Annotated in this window: 17 protein-coding genes; 6 read left to right on the top strand and 11 right to left on the bottom strand. The window is 53.6% G+C overall.

Features of this window, described 5'->3' with window-relative positions:
* Positions 1-690 precede the first annotated feature (690 nt).
* The gene (locus tag ACT3RR_RS16865; RefSeq protein WP_154147395.1) at positions 691-900 is read right to left on the bottom strand and encodes a plasmid partition protein ParG; all 210 of its coding nucleotides are present in this window, start codon (positions 898-900) and stop codon (positions 691-693) included.
* Positions 897-1,523 (bottom strand): ParA family partition ATPase, encoded by a 627-nt coding sequence (gene parA, locus ACT3RR_RS16860; RefSeq protein ID WP_034796139.1) that lies wholly within the window; start codon positions 1,521-1,523, stop codon positions 897-899. Before parA ends, ACT3RR_RS16865 begins: the two co-directional genes overlap by 4 nt.
* Before the next feature lie 891 nt (positions 1,524-2,414).
* Between parA and ACT3RR_RS16855 the strand changes: the two genes are divergently transcribed.
* From ACT3RR_RS16855 to ACT3RR_RS16845, 3 genes are all read left to right on the top strand, one after another.
* A complete protein-coding gene (locus ACT3RR_RS16855; RefSeq protein WP_496200785.1) occupies positions 2,415-4,049 on the top strand; it encodes a methyl-accepting chemotaxis protein in 1,635 nt (544 codons plus the stop codon).
* On the top strand, positions 4,042-5,355 hold the full coding sequence (locus ACT3RR_RS16850) for an ABC transporter substrate-binding protein (protein WP_496200784.1): 1,314 nt from the start codon (positions 4,042-4,044) through the stop codon (positions 5,353-5,355). Before ACT3RR_RS16855 ends, ACT3RR_RS16850 begins: the two co-directional genes overlap by 8 nt.
* Before the next feature lie 651 nt (positions 5,356-6,006).
* Complete coding sequence (locus ACT3RR_RS16845; RefSeq protein ID WP_485903404.1) at positions 6,007-6,501, top strand: RrF2 family transcriptional regulator; 495 nt, start codon at positions 6,007-6,009, stop codon at positions 6,499-6,501.
* A 105-nt stretch (positions 6,502-6,606) separates the two neighbouring features.
* Here the strand turns inward: ACT3RR_RS16845 and ACT3RR_RS16840 are convergent, their stop codons facing one another.
* Together ACT3RR_RS16840 and ACT3RR_RS16835 are read right to left on the bottom strand one after the other, a co-directional pair.
* On the bottom strand, positions 6,607-9,756 hold the full coding sequence (locus ACT3RR_RS16840; protein ID WP_486032356.1) for an efflux RND transporter permease subunit: 3,150 nt from the start codon (positions 9,754-9,756) through the stop codon (positions 6,607-6,609).
* A gap of 23 nt (positions 9,757-9,779) precedes the next feature.
* Positions 9,780-10,964, bottom strand: a complete 1,185-nt coding sequence (locus ACT3RR_RS16835) for an efflux RND transporter periplasmic adaptor subunit (protein WP_496200791.1) — start codon at positions 10,962-10,964, stop codon at positions 9,780-9,782.
* A gap of 403 nt (positions 10,965-11,367) precedes the next feature.
* On the opposite strand from ACT3RR_RS16835, the gene ACT3RR_RS16830 reads away from it, so the two are divergent.
* Positions 11,368-11,727, top strand: coding sequence for a helix-turn-helix domain-containing protein (locus ACT3RR_RS16830; RefSeq protein WP_353504249.1), 360 nt, complete (start codon positions 11,368-11,370; stop codon positions 11,725-11,727).
* 90 nt (positions 11,728-11,817) lie between these two features.
* Here the strand turns inward: ACT3RR_RS16830 and ACT3RR_RS16825 are convergent, their stop codons facing one another.
* The 6 genes from ACT3RR_RS16825 to ACT3RR_RS16800 form a co-directional block, all read right to left on the bottom strand.
* Positions 11,818-12,279, bottom strand: a complete 462-nt coding sequence (locus tag ACT3RR_RS16825) for a helix-turn-helix transcriptional regulator (protein ID WP_496200783.1) — start codon at positions 12,277-12,279, stop codon at positions 11,818-11,820.
* Positions 12,276-13,625: a type II toxin-antitoxin system HipA family toxin gene (locus ACT3RR_RS16820; RefSeq protein WP_496200782.1), complete on the bottom strand. Its 1,350-nt coding sequence runs from the start codon at positions 13,623-13,625 to the stop codon at positions 12,276-12,278. Before ACT3RR_RS16820 ends, ACT3RR_RS16825 begins: the two co-directional genes overlap by 4 nt.
* Before the next feature lie 260 nt (positions 13,626-13,885).
* Positions 13,886-16,282: a virulence factor SrfC family protein gene (locus ACT3RR_RS16815; protein ID WP_496200781.1), complete on the bottom strand. Its 2,397-nt coding sequence runs from the start codon at positions 16,280-16,282 to the stop codon at positions 13,886-13,888.
* Positions 16,279-19,281, bottom strand: a complete 3,003-nt coding sequence (locus ACT3RR_RS16810; RefSeq protein WP_496200780.1) for a virulence factor SrfB — start codon at positions 19,279-19,281, stop codon at positions 16,279-16,281. Before ACT3RR_RS16810 ends, ACT3RR_RS16815 begins: the two co-directional genes overlap by 4 nt.
* Positions 19,282-19,284: 3 nt before the next feature.
* Complete coding sequence (locus ACT3RR_RS16805) at positions 19,285-20,667, bottom strand: SrfA family protein (RefSeq protein ID WP_496200779.1); 1,383 nt, start codon at positions 20,665-20,667, stop codon at positions 19,285-19,287.
* 153 nt (positions 20,668-20,820) lie between these two features.
* Positions 20,821-21,438 (bottom strand): NAD(P)H-dependent oxidoreductase, encoded by a 618-nt coding sequence (locus ACT3RR_RS16800; protein WP_496200778.1) that lies wholly within the window; start codon positions 21,436-21,438, stop codon positions 20,821-20,823.
* Positions 21,439-21,543: 105 nt separating this feature from the next.
* Here ACT3RR_RS16800 and ACT3RR_RS16795 point away from each other — a divergent pair, with 105 nt between their 5' ends.
* Together ACT3RR_RS16795 and ACT3RR_RS16790 are read left to right on the top strand one after the other, a co-directional pair.
* Entirely contained in the window at positions 21,544-22,134 is a 591-nt protein-coding gene (locus tag ACT3RR_RS16795; protein WP_496200777.1) for a TetR/AcrR family transcriptional regulator, read from the top strand.
* A 48-nt stretch (positions 22,135-22,182) separates the two neighbouring features.
* On the top strand, positions 22,183-22,356 hold the full coding sequence (locus tag ACT3RR_RS16790; RefSeq protein WP_353504256.1) for a hypothetical protein: 174 nt from the start codon (positions 22,183-22,185) through the stop codon (positions 22,354-22,356).
* Positions 22,357-22,461: 105 nt separating this feature from the next.
* Here the strand turns inward: ACT3RR_RS16790 and ACT3RR_RS16785 are convergent, their stop codons facing one another.
* Complete coding sequence (locus tag ACT3RR_RS16785) at positions 22,462-24,198, bottom strand: ABC-F family ATP-binding cassette domain-containing protein (protein ID WP_496200776.1); 1,737 nt, start codon at positions 24,196-24,198, stop codon at positions 22,462-22,464.
* Between the last annotated feature and the right edge of the window lie 159 nt (positions 24,199-24,357).

Below are 24,357 nucleotides of genomic sequence, written 5' to 3'. Positions count from 1 at the left end.
AAATGATCAGATAATCTTTCCACATATAACAATGTGACGCTGTCACAAAGGACATAAGTGGATGATTTAGTGAAAAGTATAAGGCAGACGTTTTAAGAAAATTTCAGATCTGGGACAGGAAAAGTCTCCACATGAAGTTACGACAACGTCTACAGGAAATCTTTCCACATTTAGTCGTTCAAGTAAGGGATTCATGTGTGACGCGGTAACAGGAAAAATCTCCACATATGAGGCGTCAACACCAGCAGGAAATTCCTCCACCTTTGATGTTCTGCCCTGCTAACGCAGTAGTTAAACCCTTTACACATAACGCTTAGTGCCGGTGATCCTGCTAAAATACTAAAAGTCTCTAACAGTCCAGAGTTATCAACAGGAAATTGCTCCACATAAGTAAGATCATGATATCCCTAAAGTTATCCACAGGAAATTACTCCACATGGAACAGGAAAAGGATCCACATTCAACAGGAATGATCTCCACATGAAGCATGAAATTACTCCACATATAGGCGCGTAACTGGTTGATACTAAAAGTGAAAAAGGCGCTCTAAAGAGAAAGGTTTAAAGTTAAAAAGAAACAAAAGAGTTATTAGATCTTTGGATCCTTCCCTTAAAACAGGCGCCTGGCGGGGGTTTGGCAAAAAGCGGGAAGATCATGCTGACCATCGCTGATCAGCATGCAGACCGAAGATTAAACGCGTTCGTTGTGGATCAACCAGCCTTCGATAAGCTCGGTTAGAACATCTTTCATTTCACGATCCTGCAAAAAGCAGCTGGTCTTAAAGCGCTTATGCAGATCTTCGTCGATATTGGTTTGCAGTTTTTTGACGCTTGATGGCGGTTTAGATACAGCTTCCAGAGCCGTATTGAGTTGTCGATGCTGGCCTAATTTCATTTTCATTTCAGCAACTCCATGATCTCTTTGGTCATAATTTCAATCTCCCCTTTCGCATTCCCGTCGGTGGTATCAAATACCGTGCCGCCATCCATCATGGTGCGGACATAAACTTGACGCTGAGAGGTGCCTGTTCTGAGTGCTGGAACGCCAGTATCTGCAATCGACTCTTTCAACACTTCTAACATTTTAGCGGAAGCGACCTTCTTGGTGATCAGAAAACGCGCAATCACGGGTTGCAGGTTTTCACGCGCTTCTACGACCGCCAGGATAGCGCCACAGGCCGCAAAGTCCAAAGGTGAGGGAGTAACCGGAATTAACACCAAATCGCTTACCATGACCGCTGCGGAGGAAATAGCCGATATGGCGGCAGCTCCGTCGATCACTACGTAGTCATATTCCTTCAGCTGTTTTCTGACGGTGTAGACTTCTTTCTCCGACGCCGCTTCTGCAAGGTCGAACTGGCACTTGCTTTCGTCATACCAGTTGCTGATGCTGCCCTGAGGGTCTGTATCGACCATCACAACTTTGTGTCCTTGTCTGGCGAGACAGGTTGCGATGTTAATGGACGTTGTGGTCTTCCCTACCCCGCCCTTCCCGTTCAGGAAGGAAATTATTTTCGCTGCCATTGCAACCTCTTAGTGATGGATTATGGAATCATAAGATTTCACCATCTTTGAATCCTAGGATTATAAGATTATCCAAGTCTGGCATCGTATAATCTCAGGATTCTGTGATTGTAAAATCCACGAATCTCATGAGTATGGGATACTATAATGTCCAACACCTAGGATTTCAATATCTCAGGATTTGTAAATCATATAATTCCCTAATCCTAGGATTCTGAGATTATCGCTTCTGATGTTCCCATTATCTTAGGATTGTGGAATCTCGAGATGACTGAATCTTTGAATCTTGGGTGGTTAGGATTTGAGGATTGCATCATCATGTTCACCCCGCAGTGCTAGGATTCTATAATCTCAAAATCTCATGATTCCACTATTACTTGGATAGTGAATGGAGTTTTCCATTTGAGGAAAGCCAAGAGGCGTGGCACTGTTGCTGCGGCGTTATATTCATAACCCTAGGATTTAAAAATCCTGAGATTCCATAATCCCATAATTATATCATTTTAGTCAATGAGTTACACATTATGATACGACCACTTAACGACGGGGGAGGGGATAGCCAGGTTTTATCTAAAGGGGATTCTAATCCTAGAATCCTATGATTTTGTGCACCTGATGTCTCGGGATTCTATAATCTTATAATCCCATAATCTTTAAATTAGAGGATCCTAGAACGCGTAGTTAGAAGAATAAAGTCATGGAATTCTGCAATCCTGTGATTGTGGGATTTCAAAATCTCAGGATTTCCACTGACGCAGCTTATTTATTTCTCTGCATAAAGATTATCCATTAACTGCCGATAAGTTGTTCTCTGGGCGGTGACATCATGTGGGTTTACGATGTCGATAGCCTGCGGATTCATTGCTTTTATCTTTGGTTATGGAGTGAGTTATGCGATTCACCATTCGCGCGCGACTGATAGGCATCGTCGGTTTGTTGTGCATTTTGCTAGCAATCACCACAGGTTGGGGGATCATCGGATTACGCGCAGCCGACCAGAGAGCCATATCCACTTACCGTACTGAACTGCTTCCTCTACAGCACTCCGCCAAACTTTATCGACTGACCCAGCTTCAGTCCGCCACGCTTTTTGAAACACTGCGCTATTGGACTGACAGCGACGAAGTGAGCCAGCGGATGCAGCAAATCGACACTTACCGCAAACAAATCGTCGCTGAACAACAAGCCTATCAGGCGACGTCCATAGTTTCAGGCAGTGCTGCTTTGCGCCAGAATTTCCTCAATGATTTAGCAAAATATCAGGTCGCGCTGCGTGACGCCGGTTCTTTACTGGCATCAGGTAACCCTTCAGGAGCCTTAGTCATTATTGAAACTCGCCTTCGTTCCGGCAGTCTTGCTCTACAAAAAGATATCGACGCCTTGGATAACCTGATGCGTCAGCAGGCTGAAGCCAACTACAGTGCCAGTTCTAATGCCTTTAATACTATGCGTAACAGCATGTTAGGCATTCTCGCCGCCGGCATTTTCATCGCGCTGATTGCCGGGGGCCTGCTTATTCGCTCTTTAACTGCGGCTATCAGTCGGGCAAAACGTCTGGCCGAATCCATATCAGCGGGTGGCTTGAATCATCACATCGGCGATATTCCAAGGGATGAGATGGGGGGACTGATGCAGGCGCTGGCCCAAATGGACGCGCGGCTGTCATCCATCGTTCGCGATGTTGGCGAAAGCGCCAAGGCTTTAAGCCAGGCGGCGGAGCAAATGGCAGAGGGCAATAATGATTTAGCTGCGCGCACTCACTCTCAGGCAAGCTCCCTCGAACAGACCGCCGCCAGCATGGAACAGATGACGGCCACCGTGAAATTCAATGCGGACAACGCTTCGCAGGCCAGCCAACTGGTGCAAACCGTGCGACAGCATGCGCAAAAGGGAAGTTCAGTGCTAAGTGACGCTGTCACGGCAATGCAAGATATTGAACAGTCGAGTAAGAAGATTGGCGATATCAACCGCGTCATTGATGAGATTGCCTTCCAGACAAACCTACTAGCGCTCAATGCGGCGGTCGAAGCGGCTCGCGCAGGCGAGCAGGGCAGGGGGTTTGCCGTGGTCGCTGCTGAAGTTCGACAGTTGGCGCAGCGCTCAGCTAAAGCGGCGCAGGAGATCAAGACCCTAATTCAGGCTAGCGTCAGCAAGGTAGATGTGGGCAGCAAACTGGTTCTGCGTTCCGGTGAAACCCTCAATGTAATCAACGAGGGTTTGGTGAAAGTGGTGGATTTTGTGGCTGAGATAGCCGTTGCCAGTAACCAACAGTCGAGCGGTATTACTCAGGTTAATGCTGCAATCGTGCAGATGGAGAGCGCGATTCAGCAAAACGAGGGGTTGGTTGAAGAAGCCACCGCTGCCAGCCAGACGGTAAATGCCCACGCCGGTAAATTGGTGGAGAAAATGGCTTTCTTCCATTTGAAAAAAATACCGCCTGCCGCTCCTGACAAAGTCACTAAGCAACCCGTGGCAGACGCCTATCAGCCCGCGACGGCTTCAACGCTGGAGCCGGTTAATGCTTGATTTCAGATGGTTAAAATGGGTGTTATCTCCGGCGTTAGCAACGTTTAGCCTAAATGCTCATGCGCTGACAACTTTGAAAATCGCCACCATCGCCAACGGTGACATGACCATCATGCAGCAGCTTTCAAGCAGTTATGAGCAGGCTCATCCTGATATCAAGCTTGAGTGGCACGTGATGGATGACGACGAACTGCGCAAGCAGGTGCTGAGCGACATGAGCAGCGGCAAGGCCAACTTCGACGTGATAACCGTAGGCACTTATGAAGTCCCGCTGTGGGGCCAAAAAGGCTGGCTCACGCAGCTGGATAATCTGCCGGCTAACTATCAGGTTGATGACTTGCTGAAACCCATTCGTAGTGCTCTTTCCTGGCAGAACAAGCTCTATGCTTTACCTTTCTATGGTGAAAGCAGCATGACTTATTATCGCAAAGACCTGTTCGCGGCTAAGCACCTGACAATGCCAGAAAACCCAAGCTGGGATGAAATCAAAAATCTTGCCGCTGAACTGACTGATAAGTCGCAGGGGATTTACGGTCTCTGCCTGCGTGGGTTAGCTGGCTGGGGTGACAACGTCGCGTTAGTCACCACCATGGCCAATGCCTATGGGGCCGAATGGTTCGACGCCGACTGGAAGCCTCATTTGGACAGCGACGAATGGCGTAACGTCTTAAAAGATTATGTGTTTATGCTGCAAAACTATGGTCCGCCGGATGCAAAATCGAACAGTTTTGGGCAAAACCTCAAACTCTTCTCCCAAGGTAAATGTGCAATGTGGGTCGATAGCACGGTGGCGGCTGGGATGGTGACTAATCCGCAAATCTCGATGGTGGCGGACAAGGTTGACTTTGCGCCAGCACCGGTGGCCATTTCCTCTAACGGATCGCACTGGCTTTGGGCCTGGTCGCTGGCCGTGCCGCAAAGCAGCAGTCAAAAGGCTCAGGCACAGGCTTTTATCACCTGGGCGACGTCGCCGGCCTATATCCAGCAAGTTGCGCAGACAGTGAGCTGGGGCGCAATTCCTCCCGGCAGCCGCTATTCCTCTTATGCTGAACCTCATTATCAGAAGCTGGCGCCTTACGCGGCGCGGGTGAAACAGGCTTTAGAAACCGCCACGCCCGAGCAACCGACGCTGTTCCCTGTGCCTTATCAGGGCGTGCAGTATGTCAGTATTCCGGGCTTTGACCAGATGGGTGACGCCGTGGGTAAAAATATCTCTGCACTTCTGGACGGTAAGATGACGCTGGAGGAGGTGCTGAGTGCTAACCAGCAGGCCGTGACGACCCTGTATCAGTCGGGGAATCATTGAATCTTGAGGTTTTATGATTCAGTGATTTCATGATTTTGAAACCCCATAATCCTGTGATTATATAATTCTTGGATTATGGGATTAAAGGATATGTTTTTAGCTATCAGCGACTTGCAGAATAACCTGCCAGTCCAGAGCTAATTTTAACAACAAGCAGGCGGAGCAAACGAAGATGATGGTTTTGTACATTGGTGTTTCATAAGTGTGATGGATGTCTCATTTTATCAGTCAGCTAAAAATTTAGAACAAGCATTTTCTGATTTTTATCCTGCTTTGGTTAAAAGCGCATTTATTGCTTCCCAGCCTGTCGCCAGTGCCAACTTGTTCGGCACAGGAAAATGCAAACTCAGCGAATCCCCACCCCTGCAACAACCTTAGCCGTAGTAAGCCATTTGTGCGTTTATCGCTCGATGCCACGAAAGCGCCAACTTGTCATCCTTTAGCCTGAATTAACAATGACTACTGTATAGAAGTTATGCGTGCCTTTGGGGTAAAAACGTCTGAAACATAGTCTATCTGTGCGCTCCGAGGGTGCTGAACTTCAATATTGCAGCAGTGTTTGTTATATTATTGTCCAATTGACGTTCAGGATTTTGGCGTATTTCACTAAAGCCAATATACTTTTAGAACTTCGTCGCTCAGGACAATGACATGTTAGATTTTCGCTTTCCGACTGCAATGCAAATGGTACTCAGCGTCGCCGTGGCCGAAAAAACCGGCGTACGTGCAACCAGTGCGGTTTTGGCTAAGGTTCTGGAAGCTAACCCAAGTTTTATTCGCAAGTTGATGGTTCCGCTGACGCGTAACGGCATTATTGTGTCTACGCTTGGCCGAACAGGCTGCATTACGCTCGGCCGCCCGACAGATCAAATCACGCTGCGTGACATTTACACCGCGGTGATTGATGACAAACGCATTTGGGCGTCGCGCCCCGAGGTGGAAGCCAAGTGTCTGGTCAGCGCCAACGCCTGCTGGTATTTCAAATCGGTCGTTAGCGAAGCTGAAGAAGCCTCGCTGGCCGTGCTCGCTCGCCACACCGTGGCTGATGCGTTGAGTGAGTTTGAATGTAATGACACCCGCACCTGGTGCAGCGATAAGAAAAACGCCTGCACGGAACAGGATGAAGAAGCTTCCGCCGAGAAATAAGCACAAGACAGCTTTCATTTAGCACCAGTGCTCAGTGTTGATTGAAACTGAGCCATAAAAAAGGCCGGGTTATTCACCCGGCCTTTTTGCTTTCCGCTCTTACGGTTAGACCGCCACGGTTTCCTGACGCTCTTTACGCGTCACCAGTCGGCGCAACGCCACGTAGAACACCGGCGTGAGGAACAGGCCGAACAGCGTTACCCCCAGCATGCCGGAGAACACGGTAATACCGGTGACGCCGCGTACTTCGGCACCCGCGCCGTGGCCTAAAATCAGCGGGATAGTCCCGGCGATAAAGGCAATCGACGTCATAACGATAGGGCGCAGACGCAGGCGACATGCCTCGAGCGCGGCTTCAACAATCCCTCTGCCTTGCATTTCCAGTTCACGAGCGAACTCGACGATAAGAATGGCGTTCTTACAAGCCAGCCCCATCAGCACCACCAGCCCGACCTGCACGAAGACGTTGTTGTCCCCGCCAGTGAGCCACACCCCGAACAGCGCGGAGAGCATGGTCATCGGCACGATAAGAATGACCGCCAGTGGCAATGTCCAGCTTTCATACAGCGCTGCCAGCACCAGGAATGCCAACAGAATAGCCACCGGGAAGACGATCAGCGCCGCGTGGCCCTGCGTTGATTGCTGATAGCTCAGGTCAGTCCATTGGATATTCATGCCGTTCGGCAAGACTTTATCCGCCAGCTCGCTCACCTTGGTCATAGCCTCGGTCGAAGACAATACGCGCGGATCGGCATCACCAATGATGTCCGCCGCCGGGAAGCCGTTATAACGAATTACCGGGTCTGGACCGTAGGTGGTGGTGATGTTCACCATACTGCCAATCGGCACCATCTCGCCTTTATCGTTGCGGGTGCGCAGGTTGGAGATATCTTCAATGGTTTGACGATAGGGACCATCGGCCTGCGCCATGACTTTATAAGTACGGCCGTAACGGTTGAAATCGTTAACGTAGGTCGAACCGAGATAGGTCTGCAGCGTGCTGAATAAATCATCCAGCGACACGCCCTGGGCCTTGGCTTTATCGCGATCAATCTTAGCATCAAGCTGTGGCACGTTGGCCTGATAAGATGAAATTGGGAAGCCCATGCCTGGTGTCTGCATGATGCCGCCGGACATGGTGTTGATCGCGGTTTGCAATGCGCCGTAACCCAGACCCGCGCGGTCCTGAATATACAGCGAATAGCCGGAACCCTGACCTAAACCAAGGATTGGCGGTGGCATGATTGAGAAGGCAAAACCTTCCTGCAGCTGTGAAATCTTGGCGTTGATTTCCGCATTGATCGCCGCCGCGGTGCGGGTACGCTCATTCAGCGGTTTTAGGGCAAAGAACACCGTGCCGGTATTTGGCGTATTGGTGAATTGCAGCGCGTTCAGGCCGGGAAAGGCAACGGAATCACTTACGCCGTCCACGCTCAACCCAATCTCACTCATCTTGCGGATCATCGCATCCGTACGTTCAAGGGAGGCACCTTCTGGCATCTTCACGCCGCCAATCAGGTACATCTTGTCTTGGGTCGGAATAAAACCACCCGGCACCAGTTTGAACATAAAGGCTGCGCCACAAAGCAGCAGCAGATAGACCACGAACACTGACCCACGGCGGTGGAGCGTGCGTGAAACTGCGCCCTGATAGCGTTCAGAACTTTTGTGGAAGAAACGGTTAAACGGGCGGAACAGCCAGCCGAACAGTCGATCGATGATTCGCGTCGGAATATCTTTCTTCGCGCCGTGCGGTTTGAGCAACAGCGCCGCCAACGCCGGGGAGAGCGTCAGGGAGTTGATAGCTGAAATCACGGTTGAAATGGCAATGGTGACCGCAAACTGCTTGTAGAACTGGCCGGTTACGCCGGACAAGAAGGCCATCGGCACGAACACCGCGCAGAGCACCAGAGCAATGGCGATAATCGGCCCAGACACTTCGCGCATCGCCTGATGGGCAGCCGCCAGCGGGGTGAGGCCCTCCTCGATATTCCTCTCGACGTTTTCCACCACCACAATGGCATCATCCACCACGATCCCTATCGCCAACACCAGTCCGAATAGACTCAAGGTGTTGAGCGAAAAACCGAGTAGATAGAGCACGCTGAAAGTACCAACCACTGAAATCGGCACCGCCAACAGTGGGATGATCGACGCACGCCAGGTTTGCAGGAACAGAATAACCACCAGCACGACCAGCAGAACGGCTTCCAGCAGCGTATGGACGACGGCGCTGATGGAGTCACGCACGAACACGGTTGGGTCGTAAGGCGCTTTCCAGGTCATACCTTCCGGGAAACGGGTCGCCAGCTCGGCCATTTTGTCGCGAACGGCGTCAGACAGGTTGATCGCATTGGCGCCCGGCGCCTGGAAGATACCAATACCTACCGCGTCTTTGTTGTTCAACTGGGAACGCAGCGCGTAGTTACCTGACCCCATCTCGATACGGGCCACGTCGCGCAGGCGCACCACGGTGCCGTCATCGCTGGTTTTCAGGATGATATTGCCAAACTCTTCTTCGTTTTGCAGACGCCCTTGGGCGTTAATCGACAGCAGATAGTCGCTTTTGGTCGGCATCGGCTCTGCGCCAAGCTGACCGGCAGAGACCTGAACGTTCTGCTCGCGCATTGCGTTGACCACGTCAGACGCCGTTAAGCCGCGCGACGCCACTTTGTTCGGGTCAAGCCAGACGCGCATCGCGTACTCACCGGCACCGAAAATTTGCACCTGACCGACGCCCGGCAAACGCGCCAGCTCGTCTTTCACTTTCAGCGTGGCGTAGTTACTCAGATACAGCGAGTCGTACTTGCCGGAAGGGGAGAACAGATGCACCACCAGCGTCAGCGTTGGAGACTGTTTCTGGGTGGTGATCCCTTGGCGAATTACGTCCTGCGGCAATCTGGCTTGCGCCTGAGACACGCGGTTTTGCACCTGAACCTGCGCCTGATCCGGGTCAGTACCCGGGCGGAAAGTCACGGTGGTGACCAGCACGCCGTCAGACCCAGCAACAGATTTCATGTACATCATGTTTTCAACGCCGTTGATCGACTCTTCCAGTGGCGTAGCCACGGTGTCAGCGATCACCTTCGGGTTGGCACCCGGATAAACGGCGCGCACCTGCACGCTCGGCGGTACCACGTCCGGGTATTCGCTGATCGGCAGAAGCGGGATGGAGATTAAGCCACCAACAAAAATCAGGATCGACAGCACCGCGGCAAAAATCGGTCTGTCGATGAAAAAGCGGGAAAAGTCCATAATTCAGGATTCTCTTTCAGGGCTTAGTTAGAAGCGACAGTTGAAGCCATATCAATCGTCTTGGCATTCACCGGCATGCCCGGCATAAATACCTTCTGCACACCATCGACGATGACTTTGTCACCGCTGACTAAACCTTTTTGCACAATACGCAGACCTGAATATTGACGGCCTAATTCGACATCGCGACGCTGCGCCTTGCCTTCTTTATCAAGCACATAGACAAACTTGCGGTCTTGGTCGGTCAGCACGGCTTTATCGTTGATCAGCACCGCGTCAAACTGCGGGCTGCCCGGCATTTGCACGCGAGCAAACAGGCCCGGCGTGAAGCGGCGTTCGCTGTTATCGAGAACGGCCCGCATACGAATAGTCCCGGTACCGGCATTCAGCTGGTTGTCGGTGAAATCGACATAGCCGGTGTGCGGATAACCCTGCTCACCCGCCAAACCGACGTTGACCTGCAACTTGGTGCCAGGCGCGGCAATGTGCTGGCCATCGCGAGCAAGTGACTGATAACGCAGGAAAGTGGCTTCATCTACATCAAAGTAAACGTAGACTTTGTCGAGAGACACCAGCGTGGTGAGAACGCTCGCGCTGTCACCGGCTGTCACCAGATTACCCACGGTTATCATGGCGCGGCTGGCGCGACCGTCGATGGGCGCCGTGACCTGAGTGAAGTCGAGGTTTAACTGAGCCACATCCAGCTGAGCCTGCGCGGCAAGAACGTCGGACTGCGCTTGCGACGCGGCGGCTTTACGCTGTTCCCAGATCTCGGTTGAGACGGCCTGAGTGCCAATCAATTTCTCAGTACGGCCTGACTCGCTGCGGGTCAGATTCGCCTGATTGCGTGCATGAACCAGCTCGGCCTGAGCCTGCTCGCGGGCGGCGCGATAGGTGCGGTCATCGATGGTGAACAGAACCTGGCCTTTTTTAACTTCCTGACCTTCGGTGTAGTTCACTTTATCGATATAACCGGAAACGCGCGGGCGCAGTTGCACGCTCTGCACGGCTTCAATGCGGCCGTTAAAATCATCCCATTGGTTAATCTGTTTGACGACGACATCCGCTACGCTGACGCCCGGAGGCGGTGGCGGGCCATTTTTTGCTGCGCTGTTGTCGCAAGCACTGAGCACGGTGACCAAGATCGCAACCAAAGAGAGTTGCAAAGCGAGTAGAGGCGCGCGAAGTGAGCGGCCCCGTTTAACCATTGGGTTTTGCAGACTTGCCATTATTTTTATTTCCAGTGAGTAAGCTCAGTCAGGCAATACAACCGGATCCTGTCATCCGGGTAACGTCCTTTGCCTGAGCGGGCTTTTGTCCGATTTGCGTCGTTCAATGACACAATTTTGTAGCGAGAAAAGAGGTGTTGCTAAATTTAAAGTATCAATGAAAGATACATTAATTCGAGGGGATTGTAGGGACGTCCATAACAAAGAGCAAGAATTACTGTTGCACTTTATGTGCTGTTTTCAAAACCGCATAACTGTGAAGTAGGTCACGGAGTAAAACCTAAGATTTAATGCAACAATAATACTTGCATTTATCCGCAAATCCGGTCAGTCTAAAAACAGACCAGAAACTATATTTCGTCAGAGAGACGGGAGAAATAACATGAAAACGGCTGATTTTATTCACGATTTAACTGACTGGATCGACAAGAATCTGGAAGAGCGACTGGATATCAACACCGTCGCCGAGCGAGCAGGGTACTCAAAATGGTATCTGCAACGGATGTTTAAAGAGCATACCGGCTCGGCGTTGGGCGAATATATTCGTGCGAAAAAATTAAATATTTCTGCCGAGCGACTGGCAAACAGCGGCGAGCCAATCGTCAATGTTGCGATCTCCCTGGGCTTCGATTCCCAGCAGTCTTTCAACCGCAGTTTCAAACGCCAATTCGGCCAAACTCCGGGCGACTGGCGCAAAACACTCCACAACCAGCCAGAACGCAGCGGCTGCATGTGTAGCTAACTTTTTACTCCAGATTAAGACTCCGCGTAACGACGCCCGGCCTTCCATGACCGGGCGTGTTAGTTTTAGGAGCAAATTTATGGCAGGGGATCATTTCAGCAGTGTAGTTAATAGCTGTTTGGAAATAGGCACCAACCCAACTTGCAGGCCATACGGCTTGAACAATTTGTTGATGATGTCAGAGGTATAATTCCCTTTATCGTTCTCGACGTCTGACAAGGTTTTCCTTGAGACAGCAACCAATTTTGCATAAGCATCCTGCTTTAGGTTCAACACCTCGATCCGCAACTTTTTCAATGCACCGCCCTGTGTTAACTCGCCCAGTAGCAGCTGTTTGATGATGCCATGCATCACGGCTTGCCTGTCTTGAGTGCTTACAGCTGTAGAGCTTTTAGATACTCTTTGCCGAGAAGGCGTACGCGAGGAACTCTCTGCCATCGTTGCTGGCTTTTCGACTGGAGAATCTGAGGCATTTTGCAACAGCTTCTGCCTTTCCCGAATTTTGCGAATGGTCTCTTTCGCTGAGATCGGGGCTGATTCATGACCTTTCATAGCAGCCCCCAGCGACGCAGTTTTTCAGCGATAAAGTCAAAGCCGATCCCCGGCATCTTAATAATCTGTTCAGGCACGCCTCTGTCCACCAATCTTGCTTTAAGGCCGAGGAGCTGTTGAGCCGTTTCCCTCAAAGCCTCTAACAGCGTTTCTGCCGGAACAAGGTCATCAAGCGCGGCTGCTATACCCGCAAAATCATACTCACCACCGATTTCTAATGGGGCGGTCCATTTAATGGTTCGGGCTATTCCTTCGGGGTCAGCTTTCATCGGGGCGAAATCGTATATCGGCGCCAGACCAATGCTGTGTTCATCCTTAAGCAGCGACGTGTTACGCCCATGGTTATCACTATTGCCAAAGATAATATTGAGCAAATCGCGGCGCACCCATTCAATCACAAAGGCGGGAATATCAAAGTCAAAACCCTGTTCAATCACGGTGTCGCTGTGGGTGATTTTATTGATAAGCGCCCTGATGGCTTCCTCATGATACAGCGTCGTGCCGGGTGCTTTTCTTAATGCTGAATAGACTGATTCCATGCCAAAGCGTTTGATCTGGTTATCATCCACGAAACAAATATCAAATCTCGGTAGCCATAAAGAAGGGTAGGTTAGACCTTCCTCAAGACGCATATGCTGAGTTGGGATGGTATCAAAACCCATTGCCGCGAGTTCGTGATAGAAATGGAACTCAGCCCGCAGAATATTGCAGTCAATCTCACTGCGGCCTCCGCGCGGGAACTTCACCAGATAGTGGGTATCTCGATTCAGTGAATCGTTCTGGTAGGTATCAATCCAAATTCGCCCTTCCTGACTGCATCTTAGTAAGAGTTTTGGTGCTTCGCCGCCCGCGCCAGTAGCGCCTCCGGCGGCAGCTCCGCGCTGCTGGGCATAATCCAGAAAATCCGAAGCTCTATTTTTCACATCGTCGAGGGTAAAAAATAGCTGTTCAGCCAGAGGGTGATATTCGGGGAGTGACTCTTTAATCCTTAAATTGCCGACCGGCGACATGGTGCCGTGGCGCAGTAATACAAAATCCTGCTGGTCGGCCGCCATACCCTCAAGATCCAGATAGTTTGCCCAATAGCGCCTGCTGGCCCCGCTTGGAATAATATCATCAAGGAATTTCAGCCAGCCGCGTGGGCCTTCGTTCTCAAAAAATAGAGAAACAGGGTGATTCAGTGACACCGCGTGATTATCATCGCGGCCGAGATTTTCAATGGCATAGTCTGAATCATAATGGAGTTCAGTGATTCGAAAAGCGTTGTTTTCACTTTCTGGGAAGGTGATGTGCGCCATATCCACCCATTGATTTTGCAGGAAAGCTTGTAGTGTTAAATATTCCATACGGATCTCCAGAAAGTCTTATGAGTAGTATAGTGCTCTTTAATTGAGAAAAATTCATTTTTTGTCACTTATAAGACTCATTAATTGTAATGTAGGGTTATATTGTTACCTATACCACTCATTGTCTTTCTTCAAGGATCGGCCAATACGTATGTAAGCTCGGTTATCAACGTCAGAGCCAGCAGGTGATCATGTCACTCGCGTTAATAATGAAAAAGGCCTGCTGGAGAAAGCAGGCCTCTTGTCTATCTGGGGGCAGGCTACTCGCTGCGGATTTGCTGCAAAATCTCTCCCAGCTTTTCGCGCTGCGCCAGTGGGATCTCGCGCCCGGCGGAATATCCGGCGTTTTGGATAATCACGTCATTCAGCGCCACTAACCAGTCATAGATATAGAACGCGGTGTTATTGGCCGGGGTCAGCGTCAGCTTGGTTAGACGTTGGGAGGTGCTCCAGTTTTTCGCTGGCTTGGCGAAGATCTTGTGGCCACGGTTAATGCGGCTGTCCGGGCGCTGCGACTCCTCAATCTGCAAGAAGCCCAGCCAGGCCACAAAGTCACCCATCACCGTCAGCACGCGTGACACCTGACGATCGGCCTGACTTTCGCTGGCGGTGGCGGATTGCTGAGTCTCTTCCAGCACGCCAGACAGCATGCCCGCGACGTCCATCCGCACCCCGGCGGTGATCACCTCTTCCACCAGCATTTCGACCCCCGGCTTGCCAATGCCGAGCAAATCCACCAGCGGCGCATTGTCCGGCAGGCCGCGCAGGTGGTTAATCCAGTAATGCTGGGTTTGGCGCGCAAAGTCGGTTTCGGCCACAGGCGGCTGGGCGGCGTGCTGATCCTCGACCGGCGCATCCAGCGGTTCGTCGCTGAACAGGTCTATGCTGATCCCAATACCAAAGGTTTCCGTCAGAACAGGGGCAGTCGCGCCGCCGCCGGTAATGCTGGCGGCGGGCTGAATGTCGAACTGCTGCAAGTAGAGGCGGCGCAGATCTTCGCGGGCGGGCAGCAGGCGCTCGAGCAGTTCGCCATGAACGCCCGCGCGGGTTTGCAGCGCTTTGAGTAAGCTTTCGGCAATTTTCTGCTTCTGCGCTAACTCTTGCTCATTGGAAGAGGGCAGCCAGCTTCCCAGCAGGTTGTCGGTCAGCACGCGGCGCAGTTCGTCGCGCTGCTCGCCTAGGCGCGCCAGTTTGTTGGCCGGAGTCACCTCGGCGGTGAGCCAGCTCGCCATGCGCTCAATGCCGCGTTTGTCCATCGCCAGCATGGTGCCCCAGGCATCGCCGGGGGTGCCAACGTGGCGCTGCACGGTTTCATCGAAATGCTCGCTGTGAGTGATGCGCTGGTCGAATGGCGTCAGCGCCCAAATCAGGCCCGGCTTGCGCTGGCTGCGGATCTGCGCGTTTTCGCCTTGGGTCTGTTTCACCCAGTTATCCAGCGCTTTGCTGACGCTTTTCACTGCGCCACGGTTCCCGGCGGCGGTGCAGACTAATAGCGAATTGACCTGCTGATTTTCCGTATATCGCTCCAGCATTCCGGCGTTTTTGGCGTGCAACAGGCCCGGCGACAGCAGACTGTGGGTGGTTCCCAACTCGCGGGCATCGGCCTGAGTGGGGAACAGCAGCAGGTCAACCTGTTCAAACAGCGCTTCCTGCGGCGCGGACAGTAACGGCAGCAGCAGTTCGGCGGTCAACACCGTCAATTCCACCAGAGAAATCTCAACCTGCTGCCCGGCCACGCCCTGGTGCACCGGGCGAACCGACAGGCTCTGACCTCGCGATTCCGTCTCAAAGTCGGCGGTTAGGGTGATCGGACTCATTATCCCATCGGCGGGCAGCAGGTGGTCATCCACCAGCACGCTGAGAGGCGCCAGAACCTGCGTCGCACCCTCCAGCTGTTGCAAAACGTGGGCGAAATGGCGGTAAAACGCCGTGGCGTGGCTGGCTTCATTCCACAAAATGGAAAACAGGCGGGCGCGATCGTCAATGCCCAGATAAGGCGCCAGTTCCACCGCCGCAGGCCAGAAGTGCAGGGCGCGCAGCCGGTCTGCTTTAGCATCCGTGCGCGCCAACATGTCCCAGATAGCCACCACGTCATCGCCGGTCAGGCCGTCAATGGCGTCGGGCTGGCGATGCAAAGAGAGGCTGTGCAGGTGAGTCAGGATCTGTTGCTGATCCCACTCGGCGTGCGGGCCTTGGGTCGCGGCATCCAGCGCGGCGATTTTTATCAGCTCGGCTTCGCTAAGCAGCGTTAGTTGCACCGGCCACTGCGAGTCCGCGCTCTCTGACAGACGCGTAAAGCGAGTGACCAACGTGGTGGCCTGACTGCTGGGGTTGATATGGCTGAAATAGTCGAGAACGCGATCGCCCAGCAGCGTTTCCAGCCTGCCGTTTTCCCCGGCAGTGAGGGCATTCAGCAGATAAGATTTACCCGCCTGGGAGTAGCCATAAAGCCCAATCCCAGGATTCTGTGATGCTGAGATGGCAAGATTCTCGACCTTGTGGCGCTGGCGGCGCAGCTTCAGCTTCAGGCGGTCGGCTTCCATATTCAGGCGCGGCGACTGCTGGCGGTTACTCTCAATCCACTGTATGGCCTGAGTGACGCCGCTGGCGATCTGGGTCAGCTGGCTGTTGAGAAGTTCGGTGTGGGTTGAAGTCATTTCTTAAATACGCTCCCGCTGTCGATCCAGTAGTGAGTGGCACCTGAGCCACTGGCCGCCAGGGTATTCAATTTCAGTCGCAGATGGTCGGTCGGCACCGGCGTGCCGTCCTGAAGTGCCGCTTGGGCGATTTCCACCTGCTCGGGGCTGTCGCCATCGCCTTGCTTGCTCACTTTTAGCTTCAGGGTTAGCACGTTATCTCCGGCGATGCGTCGCGCCAGCTTGTGGTCGTTTATCGACAAGGTATAGAGCGGCGACGCGGGCCAGCGGTCATTGTCCAACTGGCGGAAACCCAGGCACAGCGGGCCGCGCATCTGGAAACTCACCTCTTGGCTGAGTTGGAAATCCGGCTGGTCGAGGTCGATATCGCTGTAATAGACGTTCTCCCCGGTCAGCGCGTTATTGCTGTCGAGCATACCGAGATAGCGAATAGTCGAGTACGGCTGGAAGTCGCCCGCCTTGAAATAGAAGCTGTTCAGGCGCAGGTCCAGCGATAGCAGGCAGAGCATCGCGCCGACGGCGGCGGTGGATTTCGGGTTATCGATTCGGCCTAACTTGTTAAACGGATACCAATCGCTGGTGTGATAACCATCAAGGGACAAAATGCGGTTGGCCGGTAAAGGCTGGAGCAGGCGGAACAGCGCCTGAATGCCCGGGAAGCGGGAAGGGCGGCCGGTCAGCAGCAGCACGTCGCAAGAGTAGAGCGCCACTACTTCGCACAGCGAGCGCAGCTGCTGGGTGATGTGCATGCGCGGCGACAAAAACTCGGCGTGCAGCTTGCTCAGATTGAGGATTAACGGCACTTGTAGAATGTCGAATGGCGCGGCGTCGTTGCGCAGTTCGCGCTGCACTTCGCTGTTAATGTGATCGCGAACTTTTTGCGTCGGCAGCTGCTCGAGCAGATCGCTAAAGCGCGTTTCGATTTCGGCGCTGGTGTCTAACGGGTCGAAGCTTTCATAGGCTTCGAGGATCGCGCGGCCAACTGGCATGAAGATCTGTAAAGTCACCTGCTGGCGCAGAATCGACAAGCCGTCCATCCGGCCTTCGTGACCGAACAGTTTATCCATTAGCGGCTCGGGGTTGGCGATACCGGCTTTCTTCAGCGCGCCTTGCAACGCAGGCAGCACGTAAAGCTGGATCACGTCGAGCAGGATGTCATCTCCCGCCACTTTAAAGCCTTCGCGGAACAGTAAACGTGGAAGGATTTTCACGTTATTGCCCACGCCGTCGTCCAGCCAATACTGAGTGATAGCCAAATCGGTTGTACCGCCGCCAATATCAATTGAGGCGATGCGCAGGGTTTTGCCGACGGTTTCCCCTTCGGCTAGCTCTTTGTCCGGGCGCGCCATGCTGGCGAAGAAGGCCTCGGTGCGCCCGGCAAAATTCACCTGCGATTCATTATATAAGTAGACCATTTGGCCGCAGGTGGCTTCGTCCCACTCCATCTGCACCTCTGGCACAGGAACCTGACTTAGCGCACGCTGGCTCGCCGTGGCGAACTCTTCATCGGCCGGGTGCCAACCCATGGCTTTCCACACTACGCCGATGGCTTCGAGCATGCGGCGGCGGAAGATCTCGCGCTCCGGTTTTGGCATCGCCGAAGGCAGCGTCAGGATGATATTGCGCAGCTGGCGCGGTGCGCCCGAGTGGATCATCTTCATCCGCTGCGCGGCGCTGTTGATTTGCATTAACGCCTGCGCCAGCAGCTCGGAGAGCATAAAGGTCATGATTGAGCTGCGGCTGTAGTGCGGCGAGAACACCGGCAGGCGTTCGTCCACCGGCACGGTAAACAGTGGCTGGCCTTCATCATTGAACAGATAAGTTTGCGGCAGCGCGGTGGCCGCTGGCTCCTGCGCGGAACGCCCGCTGTTCTGGCTGAATCTCCAGCCCGGCGCGTAGCTCTCTTCATCCCACAGGTAGCGGCGCGGGCTGGAAAGTCCGGTAGAACCTTCGGTGCCTTGACGCGTCAGCGCCATGCGGCTGGCTTCACGCCCGACGCGCACGATGGAAGGCCACGCAAAGGCGTCGTCGCGGCCACTTTCCACCGAGAAGTTCTGCTTGCCAAAATGGGCTTCGGCGAACTCAATGCGGCTTTCGAACAATTCGTTGTAGAGCTGGTGGGGTTGGCTCAAGTCACGGATTTGCAGCTCATAAGTCTGCTTCAGCCCGTTGCTTTCATCCGGGCTTTCCTCCACCAAAATCCCACAGGTGTGCGAGTTGCCGACGTCCAGAATCAGATCCACGTTGATCGCCGGCTCTTGCAGCGTGCTGGTGCTGATTTTGATTTCAGGGATCGACAGCTGGGTACCCAGCATTTCCAACAAATTCAGGTAGTGCGCCTGATATTCAAATTCGCGCAGGGCGGTTTTGATATCACGCGGATTGCGGTTTTCGCGCTGAATCGCCTGCTGGCTGAATGCTTCGCGCAACCAGCCGTCCACCCAGGTCAGGTCGAGGAAGTCACTCAGCTCATCATTGTAAAAAGCCAAGGCGAAACTGGCGCCGGTCTTGATGTCATTGTCATTTGGCGTCAGCTGCTCGGGCTGTTGGCCCTCTTCCAATTCAGCGGTGTCAGCATAAACCTTGGTATCAAATGCCAAAATAATGCGATGGGTGTAGCCTTCGTTATCCGGCTTATCCAGCGCAATCACCTGCATCCGCGCCCAGTTATCCGGCCCGCCGGAGAAGTTGCGCGGCGGCGTAAAACGCAGGAACGGCAACGGCAGCCAGATTTTCTCCAGCAGCGCGAGGGACTGGGCCAGCGAAATACTGGATTCAGGGCGCACCACTTCAACCTGCGCACCCGGCACCGGCAGGGAGTATTTGCCGGTCAGCGGATCGTGGTCGAGGCGCAGCAGCGGGCCGTTGGCGCTTTTGCGGACGAATTTGGACGGCAGATCTTCATCAATCTGCGGCGTCAGGGCGAAGTCCAGAAACTGGATGCCGCTGTTCTTAATCAGCGTAATTCGCTGTTTATAATCAGGAATAGATGCCAGCATCGGTTATTTACTCTCGCGCTTCATGGTCATCGGGATGACGGTGTTGGCGTCGTAGCGGCCTTTACAATCGGCGGTGCCGTTCAGAGGTTGTGTACAGACGATCTCTGGCATTTGATACCTCGAACCATCGCTACATTTGGCTTTAAATCGACTATTGATCACCAGATTTCCTGAACTCATCAGACCGGCGCTGACGTCAGCTTTGCAGCTCATGCCGTCGCCATATTGGATTTTGGCCGTACCTTTACCGTTTTTGATTTGGTATTTCAGGCTCGGCGGCTTGCCGGTGACCGGAGTTTTAATGTCCAGCACCACGCGCCAGTTGCCATTAAGGAACTTGGTGGAGCCGACTTTAACGGCGTCTGACGGCATGGTCAGCGCGTTTTTATCTTCCGGCACTACCGGTGTGGCTGCCACAGGGGCCGGAGCAGGAGCGGGTTCCGCCACTGGCGGCGTGGCCATGGCGGGGGCTAACGGCAGCTCAGTGGTTTTTGCTGGAATAACTTGCGGCGCTGGTGTTGCGGCCACGGCAGCCGGTTTATCTTCCACTTTATCTTCAACGACAGGTTTTGGCTCGATGGCCTTGGCCGTGACCACCGGGGCATCGCTGGCAGGCAGGGCGCGCTTCTCGGCAACTGCCGGTGCTACCGGGGCCGGGTGCCTGGCTGGGGAAAATGCGCCGGTAAATTGCATCACCAGCGTGGCGGCCAGCGCCGCGCCGGGGATCAGCCACCAAAAACGCAGCCAGCCGCGATTGGCCGGGCTTTTAACGGCGGCGGCAGGCACGGTTTCTGGCTGCGGTTTGACTTCAACCTGAGGTTTAGGCTCCACCAACGGCGGCAGTGCCTCAGTGCGTTTGATGGTCGGTAACGGCAGATCAACCAGCGAGCTTTCCGGTTTAAACACCGGCGGGCGCAGGCAATCAAGGGCATCAATGCGGGATTTTTTATCCAGATGGACAAAGCCCCAGAAGGTCAGAACGGGCCTGCCATTCACCAGATAAACGTGGTTTTGGTCAGGAAACTGGATGGCTTTCGCCAACAAGGTGCCAAACAGCTGCTGGCCCGGCTTGCTAGATTTCAGCGCCGCCTGACACAGGGTTTGCACCACGACGCGGCACTGTTCGAGCTGAGTAATGGCCGAGGCGCGCTCGCTGTCGCTGGCGGATAACCACGAAGTGACTTTGCCCGCGATAGGGGAATACCAGTCAATGCGGTCGCCCGCTTCGTTGGGTTGGGGAATGGCCAGCACGTCGGCAATCGACTGCTGCTTGCGAAGACGTAATGTTTCGCGGATCTGGAGTGCAGAGGCATAAACCGGCTGGCCGTTTTCACCAAGTGCCTGAATATCGTCCAAACTTCCACTGCGTAAAAATGATTTTGCCACGCAAAAATTGCCCCGTATTGGAGGTGCTTGAAGAGGTGCCAGCGGCAGAAAATAATGCTCTATCGGCGATTGTGGTGATTTTACCGTCAGCCGCTGGCAATCAAACGCAGGAATAAGGGGGTAAAGCGGGTTTTGTTTAAGGCAAATGAGCCATTATGCGCAAAGTGATTCGGCGCGCTGAGGCGCGGCGACCACTTTCTGACCAAGCTTTTTGGCTAAGGCTAAGTTTGCCTCGAAATCCGCAGGGTTGGCCGTGTGAATCAGTTCAGAGGTCAGAACCGGCGCGCCGCAATAGTCAAAAATCCCGTGGTCAATCTGGGTTTTCATCGCGCCAAAGTAGCCGTGCCGCGCGAAAGTGCGCATATCCGCGCCGCCCAACGCCACCAAATGCACCTTCATGTGAAGCAACTTTTTCACCACTTTGCCCGAGCCATCGTCTTCGTAGGCCCAGCCGTTGGCAAAGACCCGATCGATCCAACCTTTCAGCTGGCCCGGCATTGACCACCAGTAAATCGGATAAACCAAGATGAGCGCATCTGCCCGGTCAACGCGGGCTTGTTCATCCAGCACGTCCTGGGGCAAGGCGGATTTGCCATTGAAAGCATTCATATCAGTCGCGGTGAAACGCGGATCAAAACCTTCGGCGGCAAGGTCGGCGATTTCGACGCTATGGTCTCCCTTTGAGCCAGTGATCCCCTCGGCAATCTGCTTGGCGATAGCGTGGGTCAGAGAGTCGGCAATCGGGTGTGAAACAACAATCAGCGTATGCATGGCAAATTCCTTCTTGTGGATGGTGAGGGTGAGTTGTAAAATAATATACTATTGGTAAGTTACCTTTGGTATATAAGCATGTCAAGCGACGAAAACAGGAAAGAAGTGGCCTCATCACGCCCACGCATTCGGCTGTCCAGAGAGGACCGCTATCTGCAATTGGTCAGCGTGGCATGGGCAATTATTCGTGAAGAGGGTACCGAGGCACTGACTCTCGGCTATCTGGCAGAGCGAGCGGGCGTGACCAAACCGGTAGTTTATGACCATTTTGGCACCCGCTCCGGCCTGCTGGCGGTGCTGTATCAGGATTACGACAACCGCCAAACGCTGGTGATGGACAAGGCATTGGAGGAAAGCGGCGAGCAGCTGGCAGATAAAGCGGCGGTGATTGCCAACTCTTATGTGGAGTGCGTGTTGAATCAAGGACGGGAAATTTCAGGCATCGTTTCTGCCCTGAGCGGCACGCCCGAGCTGGAAAAGATCAAATGTGAATACGAGTGCGGCTTTATCGAGAAGTGCCGGGGGATTTTAAGCCCCTACGTTACGCAAGGCGCGATCTCCATCGCCGGACTCTGGGCAATGCTCGGCGCCGCCGAAGCCCTGTCCAACGCCGCAGTGCGCCAACAAATCAGCGCCGAAGAAGCTAAGAATGAGTTAGTGGAGACGATTATGGGGCTGGTGGGTCGGGCTGGGTAAGGAGAAAGTGGTGCATATCGCATATGAGTGAAAACAAGGAGAAATATAATGCGCACTTTATTGGTTTCCAAAAAAGGTAATAACCTCGAGACTGAGTTGAAAAATGAACCAAATGATGAGGTCCTGATCCCACAACCTGCTAAGCCAAGCTGGACCTCACTTTCAAAACATGAAAAGGCAGAAAAGGATTTTATAATTGAGCGCCAAGATGTGATTAAGTGACTGGCATTAAGTCTACAATAAGGACGCATTTTTAAGTCCTCCCTATAGAGATAACTCCTCTTTATTCCCATCTTGAAGTCAGGCCGCATCCCTGCGGCCCTCCGTTTACGCCAAATCTAACAACTGATTCAACTGCTCGATTTGCTGTTGCCATTCCCGCTGTAGGGCGGGTTTTTGATGCTTAGGTTTGCGGGCCAAGTCCTCGGCCAGCTTGGTTTCGAGTTCGACTAGGGTGGCGAGCAGGCGCTCTTCCTCGCTGTCTGCTTTGAGAGGTGTCGCCTCTGGTTTTTCATCACAGCTCGCACTTGTCACTGGCACCTGTTTGTCTGCCAAGATGGCGTAGACGGGGGCCAGATCGTGCCACTCCTCTAAACGCTGCTGGTGGATAAGCCAGAATCGGTTGCAGCTCTGCTCAATCAAGGTGCGATCGTGGGAAACCAGTAACACCGCGCCCGCGAAGGTTTTCAGGGTTTCGGCCAGCTCCTCTTTGCCTTCCATATCCAGATGGTTGGTCGGCTCATCCAGTAATAACAGCGAGTAATTTGCCAGCGTCAGGCCGATAAACAGCAGGCGCGAACGCTCGCCGCCGCTGAGGGTACTGACCTTTTGCTGGTGACGCAGATAGGGGAAACCCGCGCCAATCAGCGCCATTTTTCGCTGATCCTCGGTCAATGGGGCGAAAGGAGCCAGAGCGTCGCTCAGCGAGTCGTCGTCACGCAGCTGATGCAGACTCTGGTCGTAATAACCCATCTGCACCTTGGGGTGGAAGACCATCCCCGGCTGCGGACTTTCGGGCTGCTCGAAAGCGCGCCATAAGCTGTGCAGCAATGAAGATTTGCCACAGCCGTTGCGGCCCACCAGCGCCACGCGATCGCCACTTTTTACGCGGATTTCGTCCAGTTCGAACAGCACCGGCGCATCGTGGTCCGGGCGAACTTTCAGGTCGGTTAGCGCCAAAACCCGGTCGGCGGGCAGGGCTTCACCCGTCAACTTCAACTGCCACTGGTTGCCCGCGGTGAGCTGAGTCTGCTCATCCTTCATCCGGTCCACTTGCTTCTCCATTTGCTTGGCCTTGCGCGCCAGCTTCTCGTTGTCATACACGCTGCCCCAGATGGCTAACCGTTTGGCGCTTTTCGCCACCCGGTCAATTTCCTTCTGTTCAGCCTGATGGCGATGCGCATCGGCGGCGTCCTTCTCTTCAAGAGCCTGACGTGCCTGAGTGCAGGGTAAGCGTATGAATTGCAGCGTTTTGTCGCGCAGGATCCATGTACAGTTGGTGACGCTATCCAGCAGGCTGCGGTCATGGGAAACCAGCACAAAGCTGCCCCCCCAGTTTTGCAGAAACTGCTCGAGCCACAGCAGCGTGGGCAGGTCCAAGTGGTTGCTCGGTTCATCCAGCAGCAGTAAATCCGGCTGGCGGATCAGCGCGCGGGCCAGCAGCAGGCGAGTATGCTGCCCGCCGCTGAGGGTTCCCGCCGTCAGTTCCCACGCCGATTCATCAAAACCTAAGGTGGCGAGCAGCACTTCGGCCTGCCAGCGCTCGGGCTGATGCAGGCTGTCCGGCAAATGGTTAAGTACCGCCTCAAGCAGTGTGGAGTGCTGCAAGGTGGCGGGCAAGTGCTGCTCGACGGTGGCCATCAAACAGTGATTGGCAAGGGTGATGCTGCCGGAGCTGGCGGATAACGCGCCGCTGAGGATCTTCAGCAGGGTGCTTTTGCCGCAGCCGTTGTGACCAATCAGGCCGATGCGGTCGCCTTTTTTTAGGCTAAAGGTGATCTCAGCCAGCAATGGGCCGAAGGAATTGTCGTAGCCGACAGATTGTGCGGAAAGTAGTGTGCTCATGATGCTTACTCAGATTTTTAGGCATAGAAATGCCTATCGTCAAAAATCGCTGACGATAACCGGTAAGCCGGAGGGAAGTTCTCAGGTTGTTAGTTAGCTTCGCTCAAGCAGGTTATCGCAGCACGATACCGGTAACGCTTGAGCAGTGACGATCGCTAA

The sequence above is a fragment of the Ewingella sp. AOP8-B2-18 genome (assembly GCF_052376015.1).
Taxonomy (GTDB): domain Bacteria; phylum Pseudomonadota; class Gammaproteobacteria; order Enterobacterales; family Enterobacteriaceae; genus Ewingella; species Ewingella allii.
The sequence above is the reverse complement of the archived record's forward strand: the minus strand, read 5'-3'. Positions and strand labels throughout refer to the sequence as shown.

What these genes read in the sequence shown, in the direction of transcription:
- ACT3RR_RS16850 (WP_496200784.1), top strand. Translation starts at nt 4,042, where the DNA reads ATGCTTGATTTCAGATGGTTAAAATGGGTGTTATCTCCGGCGTTAGCA.
- ACT3RR_RS16800 (WP_496200778.1), bottom strand. Translation starts at nt 21,438, where the DNA reads ATGCATACGCTGATTGTTGTTTCACACCCGATTGCCGACTCTCTGACC.
- ACT3RR_RS16790 (WP_353504256.1), top strand. Translation starts at nt 22,183, where the DNA reads ATGCGCACTTTATTGGTTTCCAAAAAAGGTAATAACCTCGAGACTGAG.
- ACT3RR_RS16835 (WP_496200791.1), bottom strand. Translation starts at nt 10,964, where the DNA reads ATGGTTAAACGGGGCCGCTCACTTCGCGCGCCTCTACTCGCTTTGCAA.
- parA (WP_034796139.1), bottom strand. Translation starts at nt 1,523, where the DNA reads ATGGCAGCGAAAATAATTTCCTTCCTGAACGGGAAGGGCGGGGTAGGG.
- ACT3RR_RS16785 (WP_496200776.1), bottom strand. Translation starts at nt 24,198, where the DNA reads ATGAGCACACTACTTTCCGCACAATCTGTCGGCTACGACAATTCCTTC.
- ACT3RR_RS16825 (WP_496200783.1), bottom strand. Translation starts at nt 12,279, where the DNA reads ATGAAAGGTCATGAATCAGCCCCGATCTCAGCGAAAGAGACCATTCGC.
- ACT3RR_RS16840 (WP_486032356.1), bottom strand. Translation starts at nt 9,756, where the DNA reads ATGGACTTTTCCCGCTTTTTCATCGACAGACCGATTTTTGCCGCGGTG.
- ACT3RR_RS16820 (WP_496200782.1), bottom strand. Translation starts at nt 13,625, where the DNA reads ATGGAATATTTAACACTACAAGCTTTCCTGCAAAATCAATGGGTGGAT.
- ACT3RR_RS16855 (WP_496200785.1), top strand. Translation starts at nt 2,415, where the DNA reads ATGCGATTCACCATTCGCGCGCGACTGATAGGCATCGTCGGTTTGTTG.
- ACT3RR_RS16865 (WP_154147395.1), bottom strand. Translation starts at nt 900, where the DNA reads ATGAAAATGAAATTAGGCCAGCATCGACAACTCAATACGGCTCTGGAA.
- ACT3RR_RS16830 (WP_353504249.1), top strand. Translation starts at nt 11,368, where the DNA reads ATGAAAACGGCTGATTTTATTCACGATTTAACTGACTGGATCGACAAG.
- ACT3RR_RS16815 (WP_496200781.1), bottom strand. Translation starts at nt 16,282, where the DNA reads ATGACTTCAACCCACACCGAACTTCTCAACAGCCAGCTGACCCAGATC.
- ACT3RR_RS16845 (WP_485903404.1), top strand. Translation starts at nt 6,007, where the DNA reads ATGTTAGATTTTCGCTTTCCGACTGCAATGCAAATGGTACTCAGCGTC.
- ACT3RR_RS16810 (WP_496200780.1), bottom strand. Translation starts at nt 19,281, where the DNA reads ATGCTGGCATCTATTCCTGATTATAAACAGCGAATTACGCTGATTAAG.